The organism is Streptomyces sp. NPDC044061 (assembly GCF_056434305.1).
Genome location: NZ_JBWKFL010000080.1, coordinates 1 through 24622 on the forward strand (window position 1 = coordinate 1; position 24622 = coordinate 24622).

Here is a 24622-nt window from a genome sequence, read left to right on the forward strand (position 1 = left end):
GCTTTTGTCCTCGCGAGAACGGTTCCGGCCGGAACCAGATCGCTCTCAGTAGAGGACTTCCTGCCCTGGTGGCGGATGAGATCTTCGTCCTGACCGGAACCGCTGCTGAAGCGAGCCTCGCGGTCTGTCGAAAGAGCTCTCACTCCGGATTCGGATAGCGATGACTCGCTTCGCCGCCCATTAGGATTCGGACCTGTCAGATCCCCTATTTCAGGGCCCGCATGTTCACCGAGTCGATCGCGCAGCGGGACCAGTCCAGCTCGCCGCGGACACCGAGCTCATCGAGGACCAGGCGATGGAGTTTCGCCCACACCCTGGCCTTCGACCACTCCGTGAACCGCCGGTGGGCGGTGGCACCCGAGGGCCCGAACGAGGCAGACGGCAGCTGCTGCCACGTGCAGCCCGACGTAGCCACGAACACGATCGCAGCCAGCACCTCCCGGTCGCCATGCCGACGTCGGCCCCCACCCTGCGGGCGAGTCGGCGCCTCTGGCACCACCCGCTGGAACAACTCCCACAGCTCATCTGGCACCAGCTGTCGGCGTACGACCTGAGCTGGCTCTGGCAAGATTTTCGTAGCCGGAGATCATCTCGGTGACACGGTCGACCGGTCCGCATAGCGGCGGCGGAGGTGGGCGATCAGGACCACTCGGTGGCGGAGGAGCGGGACGCCGGCGCGTCCGGCCATGATCCGTTTCTGCAGCTTGACGTCGGTGATGCGGCCTTCATTGACTCCGGAGTTGTAAGGGGTGGTGATTCCCTGGGCGACGGCGTGCCGGTCTTCGTGGAGGGCTTTGGCGAGGCCGGCGAGAGGGACCAGTCCGCTGTTCGCCAGGTCGTTCAGCCAGTCTGGCAAAGGTGCGGCGTCACGGTCGTCCAGCATGGCCGCGAACCGACGGACCAACTCGTGGGTGTGCCTGAGCTCTGGGCAGTGGCCGAGGAGACGGGGCAGGCGGTCGTTGATGTGCAGGTTGCGGTGGCCCGGGTGGGTCGTGATCCAGCGGGCGGTTTCACGCGGGGAGGGCGGTCGCTCGCGCGGCTCGTCCAGGGGCAAGCCCCGTCGCAGGGGTGCGACGGCCATTTTCACGCGCTGGTAGTGGTCGAGGTAGCCCTTGGTCTGGAGTTCCTCGTGCAGGATCTTCGCGCTGTGTTCGCCCTCGTCCCAGCGTTGTTGCAGGTAGTCGAGGTAGGGATCCAGGGTGGAGGGTTTGCGGGGTGGGCGGCGCATCACCTCTTGCCAGGTCTGGGCCCGGGCGTACTTGGCGACGGTGTGGCGGTTCAGGCCGAGCTCCCGGGCCACGGAGCTGTGGCTCCGGCCGGTGAGGGTCAGAGCGTGCACGGCCTCGAAGAGCCGGCGGGCATGCTGCCCGGCCCGGGTGTCGGCCGCGGTATCCTCAGCGGCTTCGCCGACCGATGCGGGTTCGGTCTCGCTGACCGGAGGCAGTGCTGCGGGCAGGCAGCCGCGGTGGGTGGAGGCGATGTCCTGGACGCGGCGGGAGAGGCCCTGCCAGAGGTGAAAGCGGTCACTGACCTGCACGGCGTCCGGGGCGCCGGTGCTGATTCCCTGCCGGTAGGTGAGGGATCCGTCGCGGCAGGCGACCTCGACACCGGGGTGCTCGCGGAGCCATTGGCTGAGCTGTTCTGCGTCGCGCCCTTCCCAGAGGGTGAGCGGGAGCCGGGTAGTCGCGTCGACCAGCAGGGTGCCGTAGGTGTCGCCGTAGAGCGCGAAGTCGTCCACCCCCAGCACTCGAGGAGTGACCAGTGGCGGAAGCGGCATCCGCATCAGCTGGGACAGGACGGTGCACCGCGAGAGCGTGACGTTCAGGATCCTCAGCATCCGGGCACCGCCCCGGCCAGCCAGCACCACCCCGACTGCCTCCACCAAACCTTGCAGGAGCGGGGTGCGCCGCTGGTAGCGCACGGTCAGGCCCGGCACCTGCTCAGCGAAGGTCACCTTCGGACAGGACGGGTTCTCGCAGTACAGACGGCGCACAGACAAGTCGATGCTCAGCGGCCGGCCACCGAGGGCGACATCGGCGAGGCGCCGTACGTAGCGGCTGTGGCACCACGCAGTGAGCTGGCCGCATCCCGTACATCCCACCGGAATACCGGATCTTGTGCGGGCCCGGACCATCACGTCAGCATCGGAGACATCGACCGACACAATCAGCACACTCGCCAACTGCGGTAAGAGGCTTGCTAGTTCAACAGAGCACAGCCACAGGCTGCCCGCTATGCGGACCGGTCGACCGTGTCACCGAGATGGTCTCCGGCTACGAAAATCTTGCCAGAGCCACGTTCGTGTGTACGCCGACACCAGCCGCTCAACGATCCCCACACCCGCAGACTACCGAACGATCCAAATCGTCTTTAAAGAGTGTTTTGGCCCAGTGAGGTTGTTTTGGTGTTGCTTCGGGGGCGAGTGGGTCTGCGGCTGCTGAGGCGAGAGTGGTCAATGCGGGCTGTGTGACAGGAGACTCCATGTCTCTGCCCGTTTGAGTGGAGTCGCTCCTGTCTGATCCCAAAGCGCCCCCGGTTGACGCTGTTTGCGCCCTGGGGGTGCGTCGTGCTCGACGGTACTACCGCAACATGACACGACACCGCCCGTACCCCAGCGACCTGTCCGACGCCCGCTGGGAGTTGATCGGTCCCACGCTCACTGCCTGGCGGGCCGAGCGGAGAGGCAACGGCCTGGACATCGGGCGTCCGCCCGAGCACGACCTGCGCCGCATCATGGATGCCATCCTCTACGTCGACCGCACCGGGATCCCTTGGCGCTACTTGCCGCACGACTTCCCACCGTGGGAGACGGTCTACGGCTACTTCGCCGGCTGGCAGAGAGAAGGGATCTTCGACCAGTCAACGGCCTGCTGCGGCGCCTGGTCCGTGAGGCCGAGGGTCGAGATTCCGAGCCGAGCGCCTGCGTGCTGGACGCACAGAGCATCAAGACCTCCGCCAACGTTCCCACGGCCGGCCTAGGCATCGATGCAGGCAAGAAAATCGCAGGCCGCAAGCGCCACCTCGGTGTCGACACCCTCGGCCTGCTGCTGGCCGTCTGGGTCACCGCCGCCAGCATCTCCAACAACACAGGCGGCATCCACCTGCTCTCCCAGATCGCCACCACAAGCCCTCGAGTGACCAAAGCATGGGCCGACACCGGCTATCGCACCAAAGCCATCGACCACGGAGCCCGCCTCGGAATCGACGTCGAAGTCGTCCAACGCGACCCCGGCACCAAAGGGTTCAAAGTGATCCCCCGACGCTGGGTCGTCGAGCGGACCTTCGGCCGGCTGATGCACCACCGCCGCCTCGCACGCGACTACGAGACCCACCCTCACCGCTCCGAAGCCATAATCCACGTCGCGTTGATCGACCTCATAACCCGCAGGCTCACCCGCGAATCCACCCCGAACTGGCGCGACACCTGAAGCTCGAACCAAACAACCTCGCCGGGACAAAACACTCTTTTAACGGTGGCGACGCCGCGCTCTATCTTTGCCGTGAGCTCGCTCCAGCTCGGGACGGCGGGCCGGGACGGCGAAGGTGTGCCGCCGGCGCCGGTGCGGCCTAGGGTGAAGTACTTTGACTCGGCGGGCCGTCGTCGGAGTGATCAGCGACCAGAAGACTGTGCACAACGTCTCGCACCTCACCTTCCTGCCGGGCCTCGGCGTGTCGGAGGCGTGGATGTATGCCCCGCCGAGGGTCAAGTGTGGGAGGAGGCTGGCAGGTGTCGCAGAAAAACCATTGGTGAGATCATGGCCGAGCTCGGCCTGCAGGGCCGCAGGCCGCCTCGCCGACGCCGTTCGCTGGCCCGCCCGGCAAGCGGAGCGATGCTCCTGACCTGGTGCGACGCAAGTTCGACGTGATCGGGTTCGAGGTACTGCAGCGGGGCGACATGACGAGACCGAAGCCAGCGAGGGCGAGCTCAACCTCTCCAGCGTCCATGACACCCTCTCCCGCCGGGCTCTGGGCTATGCGATGGGCGAGCGGCACGATGCCGTGCTGGTCAGCGCCGCCCTGCAGATGGCGGTCGTCCAGAGGCGGTGAGATGGACGTCGTGATCTTCACATGGACGCAGCAGCGCATACACCTCCGAGGCGTTCCAGCAGCGGACAACGCTGCGGAGTCGTTCCACCGAGTCCTCAAGGGTATGGACGTCCCTGGCACACCCCACCCGCCGCGGCGAGGCTGAAGACCGTCTCGTGGATCGTGGACTTCTACAACACAAGGCGGCGCCACAGCGCGGTCGTCGGGAAGCCGCCCGCCGAGTCCGAACGGATCACCAGGAAGCGCGAGCCCGGAGCGATCAGGAAGGTCGGGCCGCACAACCAAGGTCTCTACGCTTCCTCAGGGCTTGGTGTGGTCCTCGATCAAGAATGGTGAGAGCATCGGGCTCGCGGTGGCATGAGGGTTGTTGAGCGACGCTGAAGGTGTGCACGAAGGCGACGTTCTGGTTGTCGACGGAGTGGTGTGAAAGGACCCCGGCGGCCGCCAGGCCGCCGGGGTCCTCGTGGTCACGGTGTCGCTTTCGTCATCACTCTGTCGCGTGCGTCTCGGTGATGGCGAGGCGGGTGGAGGACTCGTCCACGATGCTCTTCTCGTCGGCGAAGGCGGCGATGAGGGACTGCAGGGCGATGTTGTTGACCGAGCGGGGCAGGCCGCGGCTGGTGAGGTGGATCAGGTCGACGGCGTCGTCGGAGAATAGCGGGTCCGAGCGGCCGGCGATCGTCAGGTGGTGCTTGATGTAGCTGGCGGTCTCCTCCTTCGTCATGGTCGGCATCTGGTAGCTGATCGAGATCCGCTGGTCCAGGGCGGCCAGGACGCCGTGCTTCATCCGCTTGCGCAGGGTGGGCTGTCCATCATGCCGATGCCGGGCATGCCGGTGATCACCGTGGCGTCGAGGTGCTCGCGAAACCCGTCCTCGATCAGGGCTTTCGAGGTCGGCGATCTCCTGGTCGAGGGCCAGCACCTTCCTGGCCAGGCACTGCCTGCCCGCCTCGGCCAGGGTGCCGCCCCAGCCGCGGACACGGCCAGCGCCTCGCCCAGCTCCTCCGGCGCGAATCCCCCGCCGGCCCAACCCGATCTCTGCGGCCTTCAACGCCTCAGCCAGCCGTGCGGCTTCCTCCCGCAGGCCCTCCCCCGGCCCCCGGACAGCCGTCACCGCACGGTGCACTCGGAGACCGGGCAGCCGCCGATCGAACGCTAGCTGAGTTCGATTCCCAAACCGCTGCCGCTGCCGTCCACGGCGGATCTGCGGGAGGCGTTCTTGTGGTCGGAGTTCCGCACCGTGACGAAGACCGCGACGGTCAGCCTGCACGGCAACTCCTACGAAGTTGACCCGTCGCTGGCTGGGATGAGGATCGAGCTGGTCTTCGACCCGTTCGACCTGACCGACATCGAGGTGAGGGCCTCCGGCAAGACCCTGGGGAAGGCCGTCCCGCACCACGTCGGCCGCCATGCCCACCCCAAGGCGAGCCCGGAAACCCCGGCCGAGCCGGCGCCGCCGACCGGGATCGGCTACCTCAGGATCCTCGACGAGGCACACACCGCGAACACCGCCAAGGGCACCAACTACTCGTCTCTGATGGACGATTCACGGGGGCCGGCAGTGAAGCCGACCCGAGCCGAAGAACTGTACTTCGACCCCGAACCCGACCTGTTCATGCTCACGCTCCGCGAGCTGGCCGACCGGGCGCTTCACCTGGCGGAGGTCTGCTGCCACCGGGCCGAACAGGACGCCGGCCCCCTCGACACTCCCGCCGTCCGCACCGCATTCCGCGCGGTCCGACTCGCCGTCCGGCTCGGACAACGAGCCACGGCCGACGAACCGGCCGAACCAGCCGCCTCCCAGGCAGCCTTCTGCCCCTGCCCCAGGAGGATTCCTTGATCGATCGCGTCCAGGGCTACTACGGATTCACCCGCGTCCCCTTCGGCAGGGACCTGGCCCCGTCCATGCTCCACCAGCACGATTCCCACCGGGAGGCCGCGGCCCGCATCGCCTGGTGCATCAACAACAAGGCGATCGGCGTGGTCACCGGCGAGGTCGGCGCCGGCAAGACCGTCGCCCTCAAGGGCGCTGTCTCCTCCCTCGACCCGGCCCGCTTCACCGTGATCTACCAGCCCAACCCCGAGGTCGGCATGGGCGGCCTCTATGACCGCATCGTCACCAGCCTGGGCGGCACCCCGAAATACCAGTCTGCCGCTCTGGCAGCTCAGGCGTCCGCCGCGCTGGCCGCCGAGGTCGACGAGCGCGGCCGCACCCCCGCCCTCGTGATCGACGAGTCGCACCTCCTGGACCACCACGAGCTGGACGCGATCCGCATGCTCACCAACTACGACATGGACTCCACGACACCGTTCGCGGAGTTGCTGATCGCTCGGCGCCGAGTTCATCGCTCCCACCAGCGGGGACATATCCGCGTTCGGAAGCCCCGCCCGCCTCGGCGGCGTGGCCGGCCCGGCACCGGTCCCACGCGACCAAGGTCACGGTAATCTCCGCAGGCCCCGGCGCCACGGCCGACGACTGCTGCGAATGTTCTATCTGCCCGCCCAGGTTGCCACCGTGTGCTGCCCCGAATCGAAGCGGTACTACCAGCGCAAACACGTCGAGGGGAGGTCCCACAAGCAGGCTGTTCTGGCTCTCGCCCGGCGCCGGCTCAACGCCCTGTGGACTCTCATACGCGACCACGACCCTTCGAAACCGCCGTAGCTCAGGACGATGCCACAGCGGGATAGACCAGTTACAACATGCCACCACCGCGACGGCCGTGGACTCGTACAGGGCCACGGCATCGGCTTTGAACTCGTCCAAGTAGTCCTTCATCGCCATCGGCGGTCTTCTCGCTTCCTCCGGATCAAGCGATCCAGTATCAGCGTGTCCACCACTCAGGGGGAGGCCCCAAGCCCTGGTTCCAGGGGATTGACCCTTGATCCCGCGGCGTCAGCGGTGATGTCGCGCGGACGCGGGGGTTCGCACAACCTCGCGCCATTGACGCGCTTCCAATATCCTGTAGGATACATTCTCGGGCCCAAGGGTGAGCAGCGTAGGCGTGCAGCGTTGTTCCTGGACAGCGAGGTAGCTCCGCCCTTCGGACTGTCCCAAGAGGCCGACGTTCACCTCTCGGCAATCGTGCTCGATCCGTCAACGAATCTTGGCTAGGCGCAGCGGGGTTTCGGGTGCAGGTTGGAGATCCAGTGGTCGGTCGGTTCCGTATTGCCAGGCGGCCTTCGGCCAGCAGCCAGCACTTCGGCAGTGAGCCGTCCGCAGCGCGAGGCATGTTCCTCGCGCTATCACCACGGCTTGCTCCATCGTGAAGGCCTCGGAGGCTCCTCGCCTTCGATCGGGGTGGAACAGGCTAGGCCGTCATCATCTGGGAAGACCTAAAGACCAACAGCGTTGATCAACGGAGGCTGATGTGAGTTCCGAAGAACTCCTACGCAATTACTTCAAGGTAGAGATGACCCGCGATATCGATGCAGTCCTTGCTCTCTACACCCCGGACGCCACATTCCAGATCCCGGAGCGGACCCGCCAAGGGCACGCCGAAATCCGGCCCTTCTACGAGGACGCCGCTCACCGTTTCCCTCACCTGGATGTGACCATCGTCAACGCCTTCGACCGAGGCGACTGGGCGGTCGTCGAGTGGGACGCGTCCATGTTGGGACCTGAGACTCGGGAATTGCGCCTCCAAGGAGTAAACGTCGCCCGTTTCGAGGATGGACGGATCGCCGAGGCCCGTTCCTACTACGACTCCAGCGCATATTTGATTTCATGACCATCATCGAGAGCGCGCGCGCCTACTTGATCGACCTGCCGGTCAAGACGGCCCGACAGGACGCTATCCAGAGTTTCGTCAAGCAGGAGACGATCTTCGTCGAACTCGTGAGCGCCGACGGCCTGCTCGGCATCGGGTACAGCTACACCATCGGGAGCGGGGGCAGTGCGGTGCTCGCCATGCTCCACGAGCACCTGCTTCCGCAGCTGATCGGTCGCGACGCGACGGAAATTGAGGCAATCTGGCGAATGCTGTGGGCTTCGACCCGTGCCACGACCGTAGGAGCAATCACCTCTCTGGCTTTGGCGGCGGTGGACACGGCCCTCTGGGACCTGCGTTGCCTGAGGGCCGACGAACCACTATGGATTCAGGCAGGCGGCGCGCGTCCCCGAGTCCGGCTCTACGACACCGAGGGCGGTTGGCTACAGCTTTCCATCGAGGAACTCGTCCGCAATGCCAAAGCCTCCCGCGACGCAGGATGGCGCGGCATCAAGATCAAAGTGGGAAAGCCATCAGTCGCGGAAGATGTCGCTCGTATCGCGGCCGTCCGTGACGCCATCGGCGACGAGACGGATTTGATGGTGGACGCTAACCAGGCCTTCAGCCGGTCAGAGGCGCTCCGGCGGGCCGCTGCGTTCGAGCCGTTCAAATTGCGCTGGTTCGAGGAGCCGATGCCTGCGGATGACGTCGTCGGTCACCAGATGCTCCGCGAATCGACCTCGATACCGGTCGCGGTCGGCGAGTCCATGTACTCCGTGGGGCAGTTCGGGGAGTACCTCGCCAGAGGCGCAGCCACGATCGTTCAGGTTGACGTCGCCAGAGTCGGGGGGATCACCCCATGGCTCAAGGTTGCGCACGCCGCCGAGGTAGCGAACGTCGAGGTGTGTCCGCACTTCTTGATGGAGCTCCATGTCAGCCTTGCCGCAGCTGTGCCGAACGTGCCCTATGTCGAGTACATCCCGCAGTTGGACCTGATCACGTCCTCGCGCCTGCACATTGAGGAAGGTGCAGCGCTAGCGCCGAGCAGGCCGGGGCTTGGCATCGATTGGGATCGATCGGTGATCAGTAGTCTCGTCAATCGCACCGGGAGCGGGGTATCCCGCGAGGTCCGGATCGACACCGGAATCCGCATCTCGCGATGAACACCGAAAAGTGGTTCTAGCAGTGATCGTCGATGCGCATCATCACGTGTGGGACCTCACAGTCCGTAGCCAGCCATGGACCGCCGCACTGCCCACGCTCCAGAGGTCGTTCAGCATGCAGGATCTGGAGCCTGACCTTGTTCGGCACCAGGTCGATGGCACGATCGTTGTTCAGACCGTCACAGCTGCCGAGGAGACGCCGGAACTGCTGCGGCTTGCGGCGGGGAACCGGAGAATCTGGGGGGTCGTTGGGTGGGTAGACCTGACCCGTGAATCCGTCGCCGCGGACATAGCTGCACTGCAAGGCGGCGCCGGTGGCGAATATCTGGTGGGGATTCGCCACCAAGTCCAGGGCGAACCGGATCCACGCTGGCTGCTGCGGACCGATGTACGACGAGGACTCGAAGCGGTTTGGGCGGCGGGACTCGTGTATGAGCTGCTTGTCCTGCCCCATCAATTGCCGGCAGCGGTCGAACTCGTCGCAACGACGCCCGGTCGCTGGGTTCTGGATCACGCCGCCAAGCCGTCGATTGCCACTGGCGCCCTGGACCCATGGCGCGAGCACATCGCAGCCCTTGCAGCCCATCCCTCCGTTGCCTGCAAGTTGTCGGGACTCGTCACTGAGACCGCGGATGACTGGATCGACCTCGATATCGCGCCCTACGCGGACCACGTCATTGACAAATTCGGCCCGGACCGAGTGCTCACCGGCTCCGACTGGCCCGTGTGCCTACTCCGCACGTCATACGCGGGGGTCTCGGCATTGCATCGCAGGTTGATCTCCGGCCTGGGATCGGCCGACCAAGCGAAGATTCTGGGAGTTAACGCATGCACCTGGTATCGCCTAAACCCCCGCGCCGCCGTTCCCTAAGCCTTGGCCGCGCGAGGTCGAGACTGTCAGCAGTACGCGCCATGGTGACGCGGCTGCCACTGCGCTAGTAAACGCCCACCCCCTTCGGCGTTTATCGGGCACTGATTCGAAGAGAGTGGAACCTATGCAGATCGTGCGGTACACAAACTCACGAGGTGTCGGTATCGGCCTCCGCAGAGGCCCCAATGCGCCGATCCACGCACTACCGGTCCAATCGCTCGCGTCACTGTGGGAGCTGTCGGTCAGCCAATTGCGCGAGCTCATCGTCTCTGGTCCTCAGGGAGTGCGGGTCACCGGCGCGCGGCTCCTCCCTCCGATCGACGAGCTGACCGAGGTCTGGGCCTCCGGCGTCACGTACCAGCGGTCCAGTGAGGCGCGACAGGAAGAGAGCCAGGTCGCGGACGTGTACGCGAGGGTGTACGGCGCTACGCGCCCAGAGCTGTTCTTCAAGAGCCCCGCCTGGCGGGTGTGCGGCGACCGAGAACCGGTTGGCATCCGAGCCGATTCAGAGGGCGACGTGCCTGAACCCGAACTCGCGCTGGTGTGCAACACGTCCGGCGCAATCGTCGGGCTCACCATCTGCAACGACATGTCCTCGCGCTCAATCGAGGGCGAGAACCCGCTCTACCTGCCACAAGCGAAGATCTACTCCGGTGCATGCGCGCTCGGGCCCGGCGTCGTGCCCGTCTGGGAAATCGCCGACCCATGCGCGCTTGAGATCCGAGTCGAGGTAAGCCGCGGGGGCGCGCCCGTGTGGGCGGGCAAGACATCCACCGCCCTGCTGCGTCGCAGCTTCGAGGACCTCATCGAGCACCTGTTTCGACAGGCTAGTTTCCCACACGGGGTCATCCTCTCGACGGGCACAGGGCTCGTGCCAGAACTCGACTTCGCGCTGCGCCCGGACGATGAAGTACTGATCGACATCGAGGGAGTCGGACGGCTTAGCAACCCGGTGCGTGTTGCCGACACGGCGTCCTTCGCCTGGCTCATACCAAGTGCGGACAGGCTGCCAGCATGAACGACAACATCATCCACGAGTCGATACCGTTGGAGACCGTGCAGGGCACCGATCCGCGCACCGGTGAGCCAACCGGCCAGCCCGTGCAGCTCACGACGCGGGACGAAGTGGAGGGGCTGCTCCACGCAGCGGACTCGGCTGCCTGCTCCTTCGCCTCCACCCCACCGCGGGCACGAATCGCGCTTCTCAATGCGCTCGCTGACGCTCTCGACACGGCGTCCGGCGAACTTGTTTCGCTCGCGATGGCCGAGACCGGCCTCTCCGAGGCACGGCTGGCTGGTGAGGTCGCGCGAACCAGTGGGCAGCTGAGGTTGTTCGCAGACGTAGTGCGCGACGGCAGCTACGTCGACCTACGCACCGACGCGCCGGATCCCAACAGAGTGCCACCGTGCCCGCGGTTGTTGCGATGGAAGGAGCCACTTGGTGCGGTGCTCGTGTATGCGGCGAGTAACTTCCCGTTCGCGTTCAGTGTCCTCGGCGGAGACACCGCGTCGGCCCTAGCGGCCGGCTGTCCGGTGATCGTCAAGGCGCACAGTGCGCATCCTGGCACTTCGGCCGCTGTGGCGACACTCGCTTGCGATGCGGTCGCACGCGTGGGGCTGCCGAGGGGGGTTTTCGGCATCATCTACGGCGAGAGTCAGGGGCTGGTCGCCCTGCGCGACGAACGTATCAGGGCCGCTGGGTTTACTGGATCGACGGCCGGCGGCCAAATCCTCGCCCGCGTTGCACGCGAGCGGCGGCGGCCTATTCCGTTCTTCGGCGAACTAGGTAGCGTCAATCCTGCCGTCGTAACGGCATCTGCCGCAGCGGCACGAGGACAGGAGATCGCCCGCGGCTTCGTCGCATCGATGACACTGGGCTCAGGTCAGTTCTGCACCAAGCCCGGGTTGTTCTTTCTGCCCACCGGGCACGGCATGGACACCGCACTTGTCAGGGCGGTCCACGACGCGCAGCCAGCCCCAATGCTCAGCGGGCGGATGCGTGACCATCTCGAGACCGGGCGACGGAGGCTGGTCGAGCACCCTGCGGTGGACCAAATCGCAGAAGCTGGCGCACCACAGGCTGTGGGCGCATGGTCTTCCGCAACACTCTACCGGACCAGCGCGAAGGCAGTGATACATGATCCAGAGGTGCTCACTGCGGAGTACTTCGGCCCAAACGCCGTGGTCGTCGAGTACACAGACCGGTCGGAACTAGTCGCCGCACTTCGGAGGATCGACGGATCGCTCGCCGCCTCCGTACACGCCGAGCCTGACGATGCCGCGGCACTCACCGAGATCATGGCAGAGCTGCGGCGGCGCGTCGGACGGATCGTCTACAACGGCTGGACCACGGGCGTCGCAGTTGCGTGGGCGATGCACCATGGGGGCCCATGGCCCGCCACCACCGATCAGGCGCACACGTCGGTCGGTGCGGCGGCGATCGAGCGTTGGGTGCGCCCGGTCTGCTACCAGAATGTGCCGGACGCACTGCTTCCCCAGGGGTTGCGCGAGGCCAAATCCTGGGAAGTGGAAGGCTCGTAGCCTTTTGATTTGAGACCGGTTGTTCGCGACGTGGCCTGGCCAAAGTGCTGTCCCAAGAGAGGCAAGGTAGTGATGGCTTGCTACCGGAAGTCGTGCTGCTGGAGCTACGCGGTGACACACCCGCGCCACCTCACACCTCACGCGGGCTCGTCGCGGGTGCGCTCCGGGGCGCTATAACATCCGATAGCTGGCGTCCCAACGCCACAGCAAGGGAGCAAGCATGCAGCTACGGCGCGAACCCATCGATCGCACACACCGGGCGGAGCCGTCGATTACACGGACAAAAATGCCCCGACTCGGGCTGGGCTGCGCACCAATAGGCAACCTCTTCCGCCCGCGAAGCGACGACGAGGCACACGCTGTGCTCGATGCGGCCTGGGAAGCTGGCGTCCGCTACTTCGACACGGCTCCACACTACGGGCTCGGCATCTCGGAGCGGCGGCTGGGGACTTTTCTCCGCACCAAGCCACGAGATGAGTTCCTCGTGTCCACCAAGGTTGGGCGGCTGCTGCGCCCCAACCCAAGCTGGGACGGCAACCAATACGACGACGAGGGGTACGCCGTCCCGGCGTCGCTTCGCAGAGAGTGGGACTTCACCAAGCCAGGGATACTCCTCAGCCTCGAGGAATCCTTGGTACGGCTTGGACTTGATCGGATTGACGTGTTGTACCTCCACGATCCCGAGCGGTCTGGTCTGGAGCGCGCCGTGGAGAAGGGCATGGAAGCCCTCGCCTACCTGCGTGAGGCAGGAATCGTTGCGCAGGTCGGGGTTGGCTCGATGTCGGCCAATTCGGTGGAGAAAGCAGTGCGGACTGGATTGGCCGATGTAGTGATGGCAGCGAACTGCTACACCCTACTCGACCAGTCCGTCGAACCAGCCGTGCTAACTGCCTGTGAGAAACATGGAACCAGAATCATAGCTGCCGCACCCTTCAACAGCGGTCTATTGGCAAGCACCCCGCGTCGAACTGCGATGTTCGACTACGAGGCAGTATCCGAAGACGTCCTCAACCGCGCGCTCCGGATGGCCGAAGTCTGCGCCGCCCACGGAGTAGACCTGCCGACTGCCGCGATGCATTATCCGCTGCTCGATCCACGAGTCGAGGCTCTCGTCGTGGGCGCAGATACGCCGCACCAGATCCAACAGAACGCGGCTCGGTTGGCAACTACGCCCCCGGCGACCCTCTGGGACGACCTGGACGCCCAGGGACTCGTGCCGCGATGCGCGTAGTCCTCATGGCCACGCATCAACGGCTCGCCCCTTTCCAAACACTAGGTCTCGAGCAGTCGTGCGACTACTGCCCACACGGGACCAGCAGGACGAAAAATCAGATTGTGGCAAATCGAGGATGGGGCCGGCCAGTCGATGGGCTCAGTCAAGTTTTCCGTGACGGGGTGACGGGTAGTCACATTGGTGCCATGGGCTGCAGTGTGCGACGACTTGCGGGGTGGACGACTTCGCCACCCGACGCGGACTCAGATACGGGACAGTGCTGGTCGACGTCGAGTCCCAATCCCTTCGCACCACGCGCCTCGACGACTTCAAGCCCTACCTGGTCCGGCGCTGGAACGAGGGATGCACCGATGCGGCCCGCTCTTCCGGGCAATTCAGGCTCAGGGTTACCCGGGCCCGCACCCCACAAGCGGTGCGGCCTTGTCTGCGCCCGCTCCGGACGAGCCTCGGCTCGGTCCGGTCACTGGCCCTGGTACTCAAACCGCAGCAGGTCGTCACCAATTGACGGCCAGGTGCTCGACCACCGCGTGGACGTGAGCGTGAGCGGTGCCCAGGCTGATACCGAAGCCTGCCGGCAGTTGCCCCGACGGGTCATTCTTGCGCAGTACACCAGAGCGATCAGCGCACGCTGGGATGGGAGAGCCGGCCGACCGGGCTGAACCGCCGGACGGTGAGCAAGTACTCAAGGATCCCGCTTCGGTCGCGCCGCCGAAGAGAGAAGCGGCGGGTCAGCGGCCTCGGCGGGTGGTGGACGAGGTAGCTCCGCTGATCGACGCGATGCTCGGGTTGTCGGCGTACAAGTGGACGTGGCCCTGGCAAGAATTTCGTGAAGCTGGGGTGTGTCACCATGCGCCGGTGACGCTTCGTCACGGGTAGCGGCGTCGGAGCAGGGCAATGAGGATGACGCGGTGGCGGGGCAGCGGGACGCCCGCGCGTCCGGCCGTGATCCGTTTCTGGAGCTTCAGATCGGTGATGCGGCCTTCGTTGACGCCGGAGTTGAACGGGGTGGTGATGCCCTGCACGACCGCCGGCTGGTCCTCGCGGTGGCTTTGGCCAGGCTGGCCAGTGCCGGGAGGCGGGCGGTGGTGAGTTGCTCGAGCCAGTCCGGCAGCGTGGTGGCGTCGCGGGCGTCAGCATGGCGGCGAACTGACGCACCAGATCGTGGGTGCGGTCCAGTTCCGGGCAGTGCTCGAGCAGCCACCTGAGTCCCTCGGCGGCGTGCAGGCCGCGCCGGGAAGGCGTGGTGGTGATCCAGCGGGCGGCTTCCCGCAGCGAGGGCGGTCGCTCGCGTGGCGTGTCGATCGGGTATGCCCAACGCAGCGGTGCGACGGCCATCTTGATCCGCTGATAGTGGCCGCGGTAGTCCTTGGCGAGGAGTTCCTGATGCAGCACCGTTGCGGTGTGCTCACCTTCCTCCCAACGTTGCTGCAGGTAGTCCAGGTATGGGTCGAGACTGGTGGGCCGGCGGGGCCGGGTGGTTCGTACGCATTCCTGTCAGGTGGCTGCTCGGGCGTATCTGCGCACGGTGCGTCGGTTCAAGCCCAGCTCGTGGGCTGCGGCGTTGAGCGAGCGACCCGTGTCGGTCACCGCGTGCACTGCCTCGAACAGCCGCTTCGCGTGGCGGCGGGCGGGGGTGTGGGCCTGGTCGGCGGACGGTCCCGCCGGGTTCGCTGGTGGCGGTGCCGGTTCGGGCGCGGGTACTGCAGCGGGTAGGCAGCCGCGGTGGGCGGCGGCGATGTCCCCGACCCGCTTCTACAGCCCCTGCCACAGGGGGAAGCGGTCGCTGACTTGCACCGCTTCTGAGGCACCGTCGGTGATGCCCTGGCGGTAGACCAGCGAGCCGTCCCGGCAGACCACCTCCACACCGGGGTGCGTCCGCAGCCAGGCGGCCAGCTGCTCTGCGTCGCGCCCGGCCCACAGCTCGATCGGTAACCGGGTATGGGCATCCACCAGCAGGGTTCCGTAGACGTCCGCGTACAGGGCGAAATCGTCCACGCCCAGCACCCCCGGGGTCGCTGCCGGCGGAAGCGGCAAGCGCATCAAGTGGAACAGCACGCTGGTCCGCGACAGCGGCACCTTCAGGGTCTGCAGGAGCCGGGCGCCACCACGTCCGGCGAGCAGCAGTCCGGCCGTCTCCACCAACTGCTGCAACAGCGGGCTGCGACGTTGATAGCGTGTCGTCAAGCCCTCGACCTGCTTAGCGAACGTGCGCCGACCGCAGCCCGGACCGTCACAGAACAACCGCCGCACCGACAGCCCGATCAGCACCGGGCGCCCACCGACAGCGACATCGGCCAGCGTGCGGCCATAGCGACTGTGCACCCGCGCAGAACCGCGACCACAGTCCGGACACGCAACCATCAACTCGCGAGTGCAGGCCGCGATGCGGACCACCCCGCCCGCCACCCACACTCGTTCCACCCGCACCGCATCGAGGTGCGGAGACATGATCCGTACGAGGTCATCACACTCGCTGACAGTGCCGCTACCCGTAACGGAGCGTCACCGGCGCATGGTGGCACCCCCCAGCTTCACGGAAACCTTGCCAGGGCCACTCAGCCGAGTACGCGGACAGACCGACACCACCAGACGGTTCGTGCCCGCAAGCGAAGACGGAATGGGTGCAAGGAAACTCCCGGTGTTGCGACGACCGATTGAGACCGGGCAGTACACCAACCGGGCCTTCACCGACGCCTGCCACCAGGCCGGCGTCCGCCAGTCCATGAGCGCGATCGGCTCCAGCGCAGACAACGCGCTCGCAGAGCCTTCAACGCAACGTTCAAACGCGAGACGCTCCAGGGCCGCAAGACCTGGTCCAGCGAACGCGAGGCCCGCCTCGACGCGTTCCGCTGGCTCAACCGCTACAACACCCGACGCCGTCACTCCCGCCTCGGACAACGCAGCCCGATCGCCTACGAAACAGCGTCCGAAACAATATCAACTACGCTGACACCAGCCGCATAACCCGTGTCCAGGATTCGGGGTCAAGGCCCGATGCCTTCGGCCGCCAGACCACCGCCTTGCTGCATCAGCTGGAAGCAGCCTGCACCAATGCCGACCAGCTCGAAGCCGCCACAAGGGAGCCTTTCGAGCAGCATCGGACACCCCGATCGTCTCCACCCTCGCCGGGGCCCGGGTCCTGGCCCAGATCGGACGGGGCGGCCAACCGGCGATCACCCAGCGGAAACCCACGCCGGAAGCACGCACCGGAATCCGCCCGGCGGATTCCAGCTCAGCCTGATACGGCCTTCGCCCAGACCCGGGCGATCGTTTCCCTCGCCTTCTCAACCTGCGTGTCCGTGGGGAACTCCGGCGTGCCCTCTACTATCGGCAGCTTTGCCGCAGCGGCCTTGTCAAGGGTGCCGTCGTTCTCCATGGCCTGCCTCAGCACCGGGCGGGCATAGCCGTGGAAACGGAGGTTCTGGCTCGCGGGGCTGAAGAGCCATTCCAGCCATAGGCGTGCGGCCGCGGGGTGCGGGGCGTACCTGTTGACGGCGAGCGCGTAGTACTGGGCGTAGCTGCCGTCGAAGGGGATGGAGACCAGCCATTTCACGCCTTTGCTGCGGAGCTTGTCGGCGTAGCTGAGGTTAAGGTAGTCCCAGTTGATACTGATGGGTGTCTGGCCGTTCTCAATCGTGGCCGTGCTGGGGTGCCTGACCAGGGGGTCCAAGTTGCCACTTTTCTTGAGCTTGGCGAAGAAATCGAGGCCCGGCTGAATGTCGTCGAACGATCCGCCGTTCGCGAGGGTAGCTGCGTACACAGCGGCAAAGCCGCCGCCAGTCGTAGTGGGGTCTCCAACCGTGACCATGCCCTTGTACTGAGGCTTCAGTAGATCAGCGAAGGTCTGGGGACAAATCCGGACGCGGCCTGCGTCGCAGCCGATGGAGATGTAGCCGCCGTAGTTGTTGGCCCAGCGGGCCTGCGGGTCCTTCTGAGTGTTCGGGATCGAGTCGTAGGAGGTGACTTTGTACGGAGCGAGCAAGTTCTGCTGGATTGCTGCCCGGGCGAACGTGTCGGATATATCGAATACGTCGGGGGCGTTGCTCTGGCCTTTGCGGCTTTTCGCAGCATCAATCTCGGCCTGACTCGTGGCCCACGGTTTCTCGTCTCTGACCTTGACCCCGTACTTCTTCTCGAAGCCGTCGATCAGGGGACCGTAGCCGGCCCAGTCGCGCCGGACCGATAGCGCGTTGAGCGTGCCCTCGTGCTTCGCCGCGGCTATGAGTGCGTGCATGCCGCCCACGTTCTCGGCGGAGGTGGCTACCGACGGCTTTTCGGGGGTGGCGGTGGGACTGGCACCGCAGGAGTTCAGGGCCAGCGCCGCGAGGGCGAGGCAACCGGAGAGGGCGACTACTCGATGGAGTGCGGTCACAAACATTCCAGGAAGAGGGAGGGGACGAAGATAGGATGGCACTCCCTTGTCATCTAGCGACAACTCGTGACTGAGGGGCTGTCGTCTTGTGGTCTTGGAGACCAGGGTAACTCGACTATCTCACGGGGTGCCTATCCGGTGATGCTTGAACTCTCGGGCCTGACTCGCCGCGATAGGGGCGACACGCGGACCGGAAGCCGCGGCCCGGCCGTGTGAGGCGCTTCGCCAGATGGCTGCGGCGGGTCGTGCGGAGCGCTTTCGTGACCTCTTGACAAGGATGACCAAATTCACTAGCGCTGCACCGCGTTAGTTCGTGCAGAGTGGTGTGGTCCAGGCAGTGGCGTCCACCGCAAAGTCTGTGTGCGTGTCGAGCACGTCTTCTCCCGAATGAAAACTACAAGATTCTCCGGGACTGCTGCAGCGCGACGGCGGCCTCCGCCACGCCGTCGAAGACGTGGCTCCCATCCACACCTTCGCCCTCGCGGCATGACCTGCCAAGCCAGCTTCCCGCTTTCAGGCTGCTTCATCACGGCCGGCGCAACACGCTTTACGGCCTCGTGCACGGTAAGCGGTGAGGCGTCGAAGACCTCGACAGGACTCGTCGCCCACATCTGCCGTGCCGGGCTCAGGTCTGCGGTCTGTGATGCGAGAGCAGGCCGACGACGGCCTGGGCCATGCTTGACGCTGATGCGCCGCGAGGAACTACCGTTATCACGGGCTGAGGTAGTGGCCAGCGACCGCCTTCATCCAGCCTCGAGCTATCCCATCCTCCGCTTTCTGCACCTGCGTATCCGCGGGGAACTGCGGCGTGCCCTCGACGATCGGCAGCCTCGCTGTGGCGGTCTTATCGAGGGTGCCGTCTTACTCCATGGCTTTCATCAGTACCGGACGGCTGAAGCCGCCGATTCGAAGGTTCCGACCATCGGGGCTGAAGAGCCATTCCAGCCACAGACGGGCGGCGGTCGGGTGCGGGGCGTCCTTGTTGATAGCCTGTGCGTACTACTGGGCGTAACTCCCGTCGAAGGGGATGGAAACCTGCCATTTCATACCTTTACCGCGGAGCTTGGCAATGTAGCTGAGATTCAGGAAATCCCAGTTGATATTGATGGAGGTCTCACCCTTCTCGATCGTGGCCATGGTAGTTGGGTGGACGGGGTTGAAGTTTCCCGTCTTCTTGAGCTTGGCGAAGAATGCGAGGCCAGGCTGGATATTATTGAAAGATCCGCTATTCGCGACGGCAGTTGCATAAACACCGGCGAAGCCGGAACCGAACGCGGTGGGATCTCCTGAGAGGGCGACGTTGCCCTTGCCGCGAGAGAGATGCAGCCGGAGACGGCGACTGCTCGGACACGAGGTGCGGTCACGAACGTCCCAATAAGCAATACAAAGGGGTAGGACAGGGCACAATCCGATATCATCAAGGGCGGCCTCGGCACCGGGTCGTCACCGTGCTGTGGCCCATTCCGTGCGCCCTTAGCCTATGGTGTCGACGCAGCAGACGCAGTAGCCAGTGACCAACGGGATGATTCCGTTGGCGATCTTCAGGTGAGCCCGAGGGTCAGGCAGAGGGCGTGGAATCGGGCGGGTCGGCGCTGGGTGCGGGTGGGGGTGTGGGTGTGGGTGTGGATCCAGTCGGCGACGCGGACGAGGTTGCAGGCCGCGGCGGTGAGCTGGGTGTGCAGGCGGGTCTTGGGCAGGCCGCGGTAGCGGGTGCGGCGCAGGCCGAGGGCGCGGACGGCCTGGGAGTTCAGGGCCTCGACGCCGGCGCGGGCGGCGTAGCGGTCCTTCCATGTCTGGGTGTGCTGGTCGGCCCAGTTGCCGAGCTGGATCTCGTGGAGTTCGCGGGTGGGTTGCAAGGTCACCGACCGCGGCTGGTCGACTGTGCGGGTGCAGCGCGAGCGCTGGGGGCAGGCCCGGCAGGTAGCGGTGGGGAAGGAAGCTTGCAGGTAGGGGCGCTGGTTGAGGGTCAGCGGCTTCCAGGGCAGGCTCTTGTGACCGGCGGGGCAGGTGAGTCGGCGGGTGTCCCAGTCGGCGCTGAAGGCGGCCTTGGCGAAGGCCGGGTCCGGGGGTGCGGTGCGGCCCGAAGCGGTGGGGATCGGGCCGGTCAGGGTGACGCCGTGGGCCTTTCGGGCGTGGGCGATCCGGGCCGGGGTGGGGTAGGCCGCGTCCACCAGGTGCTCGGCCGGGAGCAGGCGCACAGCGGCGAGGTCGGTGTGGATCTCCTCCAGCAGGGTGCCGTCCTGGACCGGGGCGATGGCGGCGGTGGCGTGCACGACGACCTCGGGCCGCTCCGCATCGCAGCACTCGGTCAGATGCGCACGATACCCGCTCCACTCGAGACCGTTCTTGACGCAGTAGTGCGCGTCGGTGTCGTAGGGCGAGTCGAAGCGCAGGCTGGCCGGAGGCAGGCGGTGGCCGTCGCGCCAGCGCAGCGCCCCGGCCGCGTCCCAGTAGAAGTGGTGGGTGAACAGCTGCCGCAGAATCTCGATCTGACGCAGGCGGCGCAGCCCCGGCGGCGCACTGGGCTGCCACAGTGCGGTCAGCAGCAGGCGCCCGTCCTCGCCGAAGGTCTCGGCCAGCGCGGTGACGCCAGCCGCGCCACCGGGGACCTTGGCGATCTCCACGCGGTGCCCGTAACGCTTGTCCCAGCCCGGCTGGATCAGCGGGGCCAGGAAGTCGGGGTCCTGGCGGGCCAGTTCCTCCAGCGCGGCGCGCACGCTTTCACCGACCAGCTCCAGGCGGCTGGTGCGGCGCACCGCGGCCAGCACGTGCGTGGCGTCGGTGCGCTGCCTGCCGCCAGCCTTGAGCAGGCCCGCCGCCGTCAGGTGGCGCAGCATCAGGTTCAGCACGCGCTCGGTGGCACCGCCCTCGACCAGCCGGGCACGGAACTCGCACAGCACCGAGTGGTCGAAGCCCGGATCATCCAGCTGCAGACCGAGCGCGTACTTCCAGTCGATCCTGGTACGCACCGCCTGGGCCGCAGCCCGGTCGGAAAGATGCTCGGCGAACTGCAGCACCGATACCAGCGCCAACTGCCCGGGCGACAGCGCCGGACGACCATCGGCGGAGTACAGATCGGCGAAGTCCTCATCGGCGAACAGGACATCGAGCCGGTCCCGGATCCGCATCGCCACGGTCTCCTTCGGACACGCCGCCCGGGCCGTCCGCTGGGTCTCCACCGGGATCTGCTGGTAACTGCGCGGCTTTAACGACATGACCCCACCCCTCGCCCACTGCCCGTCCGCCTCCTTCAGTACAGCGCCGAAGGAGAGACACCACCAGGGCCCCCGAAGATCGCCAACGGAATCACGGGATTAGGGTAACCCTCGCCGCGATGAGAGCACCGGCCGATCGGAAGTCGCCGCCCGGCCCGATTGAGGACCCGGACAGGGTGGCTATGGCCAGTGGTTTGTTCGAGGCGCTTGCATGGCAACTTTTGCTGCGATCATTGTCCTCACGGCGCTGTGTCGTCCCAGGCGTCGAGGATGATGTCGCCGAGGCCTTCCCCGGTCGGGGTAGCGCTGTCGTGGAGGGCTTGCTCGGTCCAAATGCTTTTGCAGATCAGCCGGACGGTGATGGGTTCGGTGCCGTAGCGGTTGGCATTGGTGATCAGTTCGCTGAGGATGAGCTCGGTGGTGAAGGCGGTCTCCTGCATGCCCCAGTCCACCAGCCGGCTGGCGCAGACTGTGCAGACGGGGGCCACGGCCGCTGGGTCGGAGGGCGTTCCACTCGGCGACCTGCCTCGGGCCCAGTCGGGGGGGCCACGAGCAGAGCGGTCGTCGCTGGGCTGGGCAGGCAGCAGCGCATTGATCACTTCTGCGCAGGTGGCCTCGGGGTGCGGTCCGCAGACCGGATTGCTGGACCGCCTACTTCCGCCCGGGAGTGTCTGAGCGGGCCTTCCAGTACATGCGCATGATCGTCTGCCGTTAGGTCTTTGGATGGCTTCACCGCAAACACCTCGGCACGGGATGGACGGATGAGGCGTCCCCCGGAGTGTGGACACGGGGGTTCATGCTGCGAGTGTGAGTTTACGTGCTCTCTGCTGTTGCTGTTCGAATTCGGCTGGTGAGAGGTAGTTGAGGGCGCTGTGGCGCCTGCGGGCGTTGTAGTAGGTGAGCCACTGGAAGATCTCCAGCCGCGCCTGGCGCATCGTCGAGAACAGCCGTTGGTGCATCGTTTCCCTTTTGAGTCCCTGCCAGAAGCTCTCGGCGAGGGCATTGTCGTAGCTCGAGCCGACGCGACCCATGCTCCTGTGGATCCCAAAACCGTCACAGACCTGCGCGAACGCGGCCGACGTGTGCTGCGAACCCCTGTCCGCATGGAAGATCACTCCGTCGACGTTGCCGCTGCGGATCGCGACCGCCATCTTCAGCGCGTCGATGACCAGCTCGGCGCGCATGTGCGAGGCCATCGACCAGCCGATCACTCGGCGTGAACAGATGTCCAGAACGCAGGCGAGATACAGCCATGAGCCACCGACCTGCACGTATGTGATGTCGCCGCACCACTTCTCGTCCAACTCCACGGCGGAGAAGTCGCGTTGGACAAGGTCCGGGGCGGGCGGTGCGAGCCGGTCGGGGACCGTGGTGCGCTTGCGGCGCCGCAGGTGGCGGCCCTCGAGCCGGTTGACGCGCATCAGGCGCTCGACGCGCTTGCGGTTGACCGTGTGCCCGAAGCCGCGCAACTCGGCATGGACGCGCCGGACTCCGTAGGTGCCCTTGTGCTCAGTGTGGATCTCACGGATCTCCACGAGCAGGGCATCGTCGGCGGCCTGCCGCTCCTGGCGGGTCTTCGCGCCGGCGATCCACCGGTAGTAGCCCGAGCGCGACACCCGAAGGACCCGGCATATCCGCTGGACGCCGAAGGTCTCGGCGTGGGCGGAGACGAAGTCCCAGCGGTGGGTCCTCACTTCATCTCCTTGGCGAAATAGGCCGCTGCCCGGCGCAGGATCTCCCGCTCGAGCTCCCACTCCTTCTCCGCCTTGCGCAGCCGGCCGTTCTCCGCGCGAAGCCGGGCCAGTTCCTCATCCCGGCTCTCCGCACTCTGCTCGCCGCGGCTGTGATCGCGGCCCGCGTGCTCGTCGGCCTGGCGCACCCAGCTCCGCAGCGTCTCGCCAGTCACCCCGACATCCGCCGCGACCGCCGCGTACGTGCGCTTCCCACCCGCCGCGCGGTACAGCGCGACAGCGTCATTCCTGAACTCCGCCGGATACGGAGACTTACGTCCCACCAGGACACCTTCCCTTGGACCTGCAAGATCCATTGTCAGAGTGTCCACGTCACGGGGGTCGCCTCAGGAACTCCGCCGCCGGTTCTATTACAGCGGTTAAGGGCCCACGCCGGGGACGTCGTCCTGTTCGACCCGGGCTTGGTAGTCACCACGCGATACCGCCCCAGAGGAACGACCATTCCGTCAATCCGGCCCAGCAACAAACTGGGGAAAGTAACTGCTCAACGGGCTTGTGGAGAGCCGGATGCGGCGCCAACTCGTACATCCGGTTCCGGATGGATGGGCGGGGCGGAGAAACGGGCTGGGATGAATCCCAGTATCGCACTCCGCGCCGACCCCACCACGACGTCGAGCTCCAAAACGAGGCCAGCCCGCAGACTGCACGCCTTGACCCGGCCCACAGGAGGCGCCGGCTTCGGCCCGCTTCCATGAACTCCTCGCCCGTCACGGGCTGAGCTGGACTCCGGGAAGGTGGCCCTTGGAGACCGATCGAGGCATGTGGATTCAGGCCCTGGTTGCCCCCGGCTGCCAGGTGTACACGGTACAACCCCGTCAAGGTGGCCGGGTACCAGGAGCGGTATGCCTCCTTGGGGGCCGAGAGCGAAAAGGCGACGCGCGCGCCTTCGCCCACCTTGGTCCGATCGACCGCCATCAGCTGCGGCCGTGGCCGGGACAGCGACCAGGTGCAGGCCGTCAAGGTCGTCGCTCGCGCCGCCCAGACGCACGCTGCGCGAGTACTCCCCGCCGCCCTGAATGCAACGCCGACCTCTCGCTGCCCAACACCAACGCACCGGAACTGCTGACCAAAGCCCCCACCCCGCACGCCGGGACGAAGTTTACCCACACGCAGATCACCGCTTTATTGGCCCGCCACCACCACGCGAAGGCGGCCACCATCCAGGCCGCGTTGCGTGAGCGGAAGCCCGCCTTGCCCGACCCGGTCATCGCGGCCTATGCCGGCACCGTGACCGATTGGGTCCAGCTGATCACCGAGCTGAACGAGCAGATCGCCGCGATTAGACCTGAGCCGCTACGCCGAAACGACCGCATGGTGGCGCCACGTACGCCCCCAAGCCACCTGACCTCTAACGGCATGGGTGTGTGACAGGCGTAGGGGCAAGACAGCCGACGAGAAACAGCACATCCAAGCCGACGTCGCACTCGCCCGCAAGCAAGTGACGTCCGATTGACTCTCATTCAAACGGACAGTGCTGCCGCCTCGACTCACTGTTGCCATAGGCGAGGGGCAGCACCGACCAACGTCACGATAGTGATGACGATCCGGACCCACAATCTCCGGCAGGGCCACGGCAGGCCGTCATCCTCGCGGCGCGGAGGCTACGCTGGTTCAGCACGGTGGATCGTGGCGTGTCTGTGCTGGCTCCGTTTACAGGGGTGCATGAGCGACGGGCTGTCCGACGTGTGCGCGTTCGGCTCGAAGCTCCTTGGGCATGTTCC

20 protein-coding genes and 4 pseudogenes are annotated in these 24622 nt (G+C 66.0%); 14 read left to right on the forward strand and 10 right to left on the reverse strand.

The features are described from left to right. Positions 1–158: 158 nt before the first annotated feature. Positions 159–535: pseudogene (locus AC07CM_RS47735) on the reverse strand (transposase); the annotation flags it as partial. 51 nt (positions 536–586) lie between these two features. After that, a complete protein-coding gene (locus AC07CM_RS47740) occupies positions 587–2173 on the reverse strand; it encodes an ISL3 family transposase (protein ID WP_478882854.1) in 1587 nt (528 codons plus the stop codon). Between the two features lie 416 nt (positions 2174–2589). On the opposite strand from AC07CM_RS47740, the pseudogene AC07CM_RS47745 reads away from it, so the two are divergent. Next, positions 2590–3428, forward strand: a pseudogene (locus tag AC07CM_RS47745) (IS5 family transposase). A gap of 1106 nt (positions 3429–4534) precedes the next feature. Here AC07CM_RS47745 and AC07CM_RS47750 read toward each other — a convergent pair. After that, the gene (locus AC07CM_RS47750; protein ID WP_478882855.1) at positions 4535–4834 is read right to left on the reverse strand and encodes a hypothetical protein; all 300 of its coding nucleotides are present in this window, start codon (positions 4832–4834) and stop codon (positions 4535–4537) included. Between the two features lie 432 nt (positions 4835–5266). Here AC07CM_RS47750 and AC07CM_RS47755 point away from each other — a divergent pair, with 432 nt between their 5' ends. The 10 genes and pseudogenes from AC07CM_RS47755 to AC07CM_RS47800 all read left to right on the forward strand — a co-directional run. Continuing rightward, the gene (locus tag AC07CM_RS47755; RefSeq protein WP_478882856.1) at positions 5267–5887 is read left to right on the forward strand and encodes a Mu transposase C-terminal domain-containing protein; all 621 of its coding nucleotides are present in this window, start codon (positions 5267–5269) and stop codon (positions 5885–5887) included. Between the two features lie 65 nt (positions 5888–5952). Further along, positions 5953–6492, forward strand: coding sequence for an AAA family ATPase (locus tag AC07CM_RS47760; RefSeq protein ID WP_478882872.1), 540 nt, complete (start codon positions 5953–5955; stop codon positions 6490–6492). After that, positions 6377–6709: pseudogene (locus tag AC07CM_RS47765) on the forward strand (transposase); the annotation flags it as partial. The gene AC07CM_RS47760 and the pseudogene AC07CM_RS47765, both read left to right, overlap by 116 nt. 706 nt (positions 6710–7415) lie before the next feature. Further along, positions 7416–7775, forward strand: a complete 360-nt coding sequence (locus AC07CM_RS47770) for a nuclear transport factor 2 family protein (protein ID WP_478882857.1) — start codon at positions 7416–7418, stop codon at positions 7773–7775. Beyond that, on the forward strand, positions 7772–8917 hold the full coding sequence (locus tag AC07CM_RS47775) for a mandelate racemase/muconate lactonizing enzyme family protein (protein ID WP_478882858.1): 1146 nt from the start codon (positions 7772–7774) through the stop codon (positions 8915–8917). Before AC07CM_RS47770 ends, AC07CM_RS47775 begins: the two co-directional genes overlap by 4 nt. 22 nt (positions 8918–8939) lie before the next feature. After that, positions 8940–9788, forward strand: a complete 849-nt coding sequence (locus AC07CM_RS47780; RefSeq protein WP_478882859.1) for an amidohydrolase family protein — start codon at positions 8940–8942, stop codon at positions 9786–9788. Positions 9789–9912: 124 nt separating this feature from the next. Next, positions 9913–10806 carry a fumarylacetoacetate hydrolase family protein gene (locus tag AC07CM_RS47785; RefSeq protein ID WP_478882860.1) on the forward strand — a complete coding sequence of 298 codons (894 nt, stop codon included), beginning with the start codon at positions 9913–9915 and terminating at the stop codon, positions 10804–10806. Then, positions 10803–12329 (forward strand): aldehyde dehydrogenase (NADP(+)), encoded by a 1527-nt coding sequence (locus tag AC07CM_RS47790; RefSeq protein WP_478882861.1) that lies wholly within the window; start codon positions 10803–10805, stop codon positions 12327–12329. Before AC07CM_RS47785 ends, AC07CM_RS47790 begins: the two co-directional genes overlap by 4 nt. A gap of 220 nt (positions 12330–12549) precedes the next feature. Further along, positions 12550–13560 carry an aldo/keto reductase gene (locus AC07CM_RS47795; protein WP_478882862.1) on the forward strand — a complete coding sequence of 337 codons (1011 nt, stop codon included), beginning with the start codon at positions 12550–12552 and terminating at the stop codon, positions 13558–13560. Positions 13561–13843: 283 nt separating this feature from the next. Continuing rightward, a pseudogene (locus AC07CM_RS47800) lies at positions 13844–14056 on the forward strand (ISL3 family transposase); the annotation flags it as partial. A gap of 1 nt (position 14057) precedes the next feature. Here AC07CM_RS47800 and AC07CM_RS47805 read toward each other — a convergent pair. The 3 genes from AC07CM_RS47805 to AC07CM_RS47815 form a co-directional block, all read right to left on the reverse strand. Continuing rightward, positions 14058–14249: a transposase family protein gene (locus tag AC07CM_RS47805; protein WP_478882863.1), complete on the reverse strand. Its 192-nt coding sequence runs from the start codon at positions 14247–14249 to the stop codon at positions 14058–14060. Positions 14250–14429: 180 nt separating this feature from the next. Then, a complete protein-coding gene (locus tag AC07CM_RS47810) occupies positions 14430–14585 on the reverse strand; it encodes a hypothetical protein (protein WP_478882864.1) in 156 nt (51 codons plus the stop codon). A 730-nt stretch (positions 14586–15315) separates the two neighbouring features. Next, entirely contained in the window at positions 15316–16011 is a 696-nt protein-coding gene (locus tag AC07CM_RS47815) for a transposase family protein (protein WP_478882865.1), read from the reverse strand. A 246-nt stretch (positions 16012–16257) separates the two neighbouring features. Between AC07CM_RS47815 and AC07CM_RS47820 the strand changes: the two genes are divergently transcribed. Beyond that, positions 16258–16527, forward strand: a complete 270-nt coding sequence (locus tag AC07CM_RS47820) for an integrase core domain-containing protein (protein WP_478882873.1) — start codon at positions 16258–16260, stop codon at positions 16525–16527. Between the two features lie 268 nt (positions 16528–16795). Here AC07CM_RS47820 and AC07CM_RS47825 read toward each other — a convergent pair whose 3' ends face one another. Further along, positions 16796–17935, reverse strand: a complete 1140-nt coding sequence (locus tag AC07CM_RS47825) for an ABC transporter substrate-binding protein (protein WP_478882866.1) — start codon at positions 17933–17935, stop codon at positions 16796–16798. A 687-nt stretch (positions 17936–18622) separates the two neighbouring features. Here AC07CM_RS47825 and AC07CM_RS47830 point away from each other — a divergent pair. Further along, entirely contained in the window at positions 18623–19225 is a 603-nt protein-coding gene (locus AC07CM_RS47830; RefSeq protein ID WP_478882867.1) for a hypothetical protein, read from the forward strand. A 251-nt stretch (positions 19226–19476) separates the two neighbouring features. Here AC07CM_RS47830 and AC07CM_RS47835 read toward each other — a convergent pair whose 3' ends face one another. The 3 genes from AC07CM_RS47835 to AC07CM_RS47845 all read right to left on the reverse strand — a co-directional run bounded on the left by AC07CM_RS47835 (position 19477) and on the right by AC07CM_RS47845 (position 23164). Continuing rightward, positions 19477–21150: an IS1182 family transposase gene (locus AC07CM_RS47835; protein WP_478882868.1), complete on the reverse strand. Its 1674-nt coding sequence runs from the start codon at positions 21148–21150 to the stop codon at positions 19477–19479. 239 nt (positions 21151–21389) lie between these two features. Then, a complete protein-coding gene (locus AC07CM_RS47840; RefSeq protein ID WP_478882869.1) occupies positions 21390–21590 on the reverse strand; it encodes a hypothetical protein in 201 nt (66 codons plus the stop codon). Between the two features lie 354 nt (positions 21591–21944). Continuing rightward, a protein-coding gene (locus AC07CM_RS47845) for an IS3 family transposase (protein WP_478882870.1) occupies positions 21945–23164 on the reverse strand; the annotation gives its coding sequence in 2 pieces (ribosomal slippage) (positions 21945–22909 and positions 22909–23164; 1221 coding nt in all). Positions 23165–23642: 478 nt separating this feature from the next. On the opposite strand from AC07CM_RS47845, the gene AC07CM_RS47850 reads away from it, so the two are divergent. Beyond that, a complete protein-coding gene (locus tag AC07CM_RS47850) occupies positions 23643–24269 on the forward strand; it encodes a hypothetical protein (RefSeq protein WP_478882871.1) in 627 nt (208 codons plus the stop codon). The last annotated feature ends 353 nt before the right edge of the window (positions 24270–24622 follow it).

Excerpts from the sequence above, each read along its gene's own strand:
- AC07CM_RS47750 (WP_478882855.1), bottom strand. The coding sequence starts at position 4,834 with ATGAAGCACGGCGTCCTGGCCGCCCTGGACCAGCGGATCTCGATCAGC.
- AC07CM_RS47760 (WP_478882872.1), top strand. The coding sequence starts at position 5,953 with ATGCTCCACCAGCACGATTCCCACCGGGAGGCCGCGGCCCGCATCGCC.
- AC07CM_RS47775 (WP_478882858.1), top strand. The coding sequence starts at position 7,772 with ATGACCATCATCGAGAGCGCGCGCGCCTACTTGATCGACCTGCCGGTC.
- AC07CM_RS47785 (WP_478882860.1), top strand. The coding sequence starts at position 9,913 with ATGCAGATCGTGCGGTACACAAACTCACGAGGTGTCGGTATCGGCCTC.
- AC07CM_RS47790 (WP_478882861.1), top strand. The coding sequence starts at position 10,803 with ATGAACGACAACATCATCCACGAGTCGATACCGTTGGAGACCGTGCAG.
- AC07CM_RS47795 (WP_478882862.1), top strand. The coding sequence starts at position 12,550 with ATGCAGCTACGGCGCGAACCCATCGATCGCACACACCGGGCGGAGCCG.
- AC07CM_RS47815 (WP_478882865.1), bottom strand. The coding sequence starts at position 16,011 with ATGTCTCCGCACCTCGATGCGGTGCGGGTGGAACGAGTGTGGGTGGCG.
- AC07CM_RS47830 (WP_478882867.1), top strand. The coding sequence starts at position 18,623 with ATGCGCCGCGAGGAACTACCGTTATCACGGGCTGAGGTAGTGGCCAGC.
- AC07CM_RS47835 (WP_478882868.1), bottom strand. The coding sequence starts at position 21,150 with ATGTCGTTAAAGCCGCGCAGTTACCAGCAGATCCCGGTGGAGACCCAG.
- AC07CM_RS47840 (WP_478882869.1), bottom strand. The coding sequence starts at position 21,590 with ATGCAGGAGACCGCCTTCACCACCGAGCTCATCCTCAGCGAACTGATC.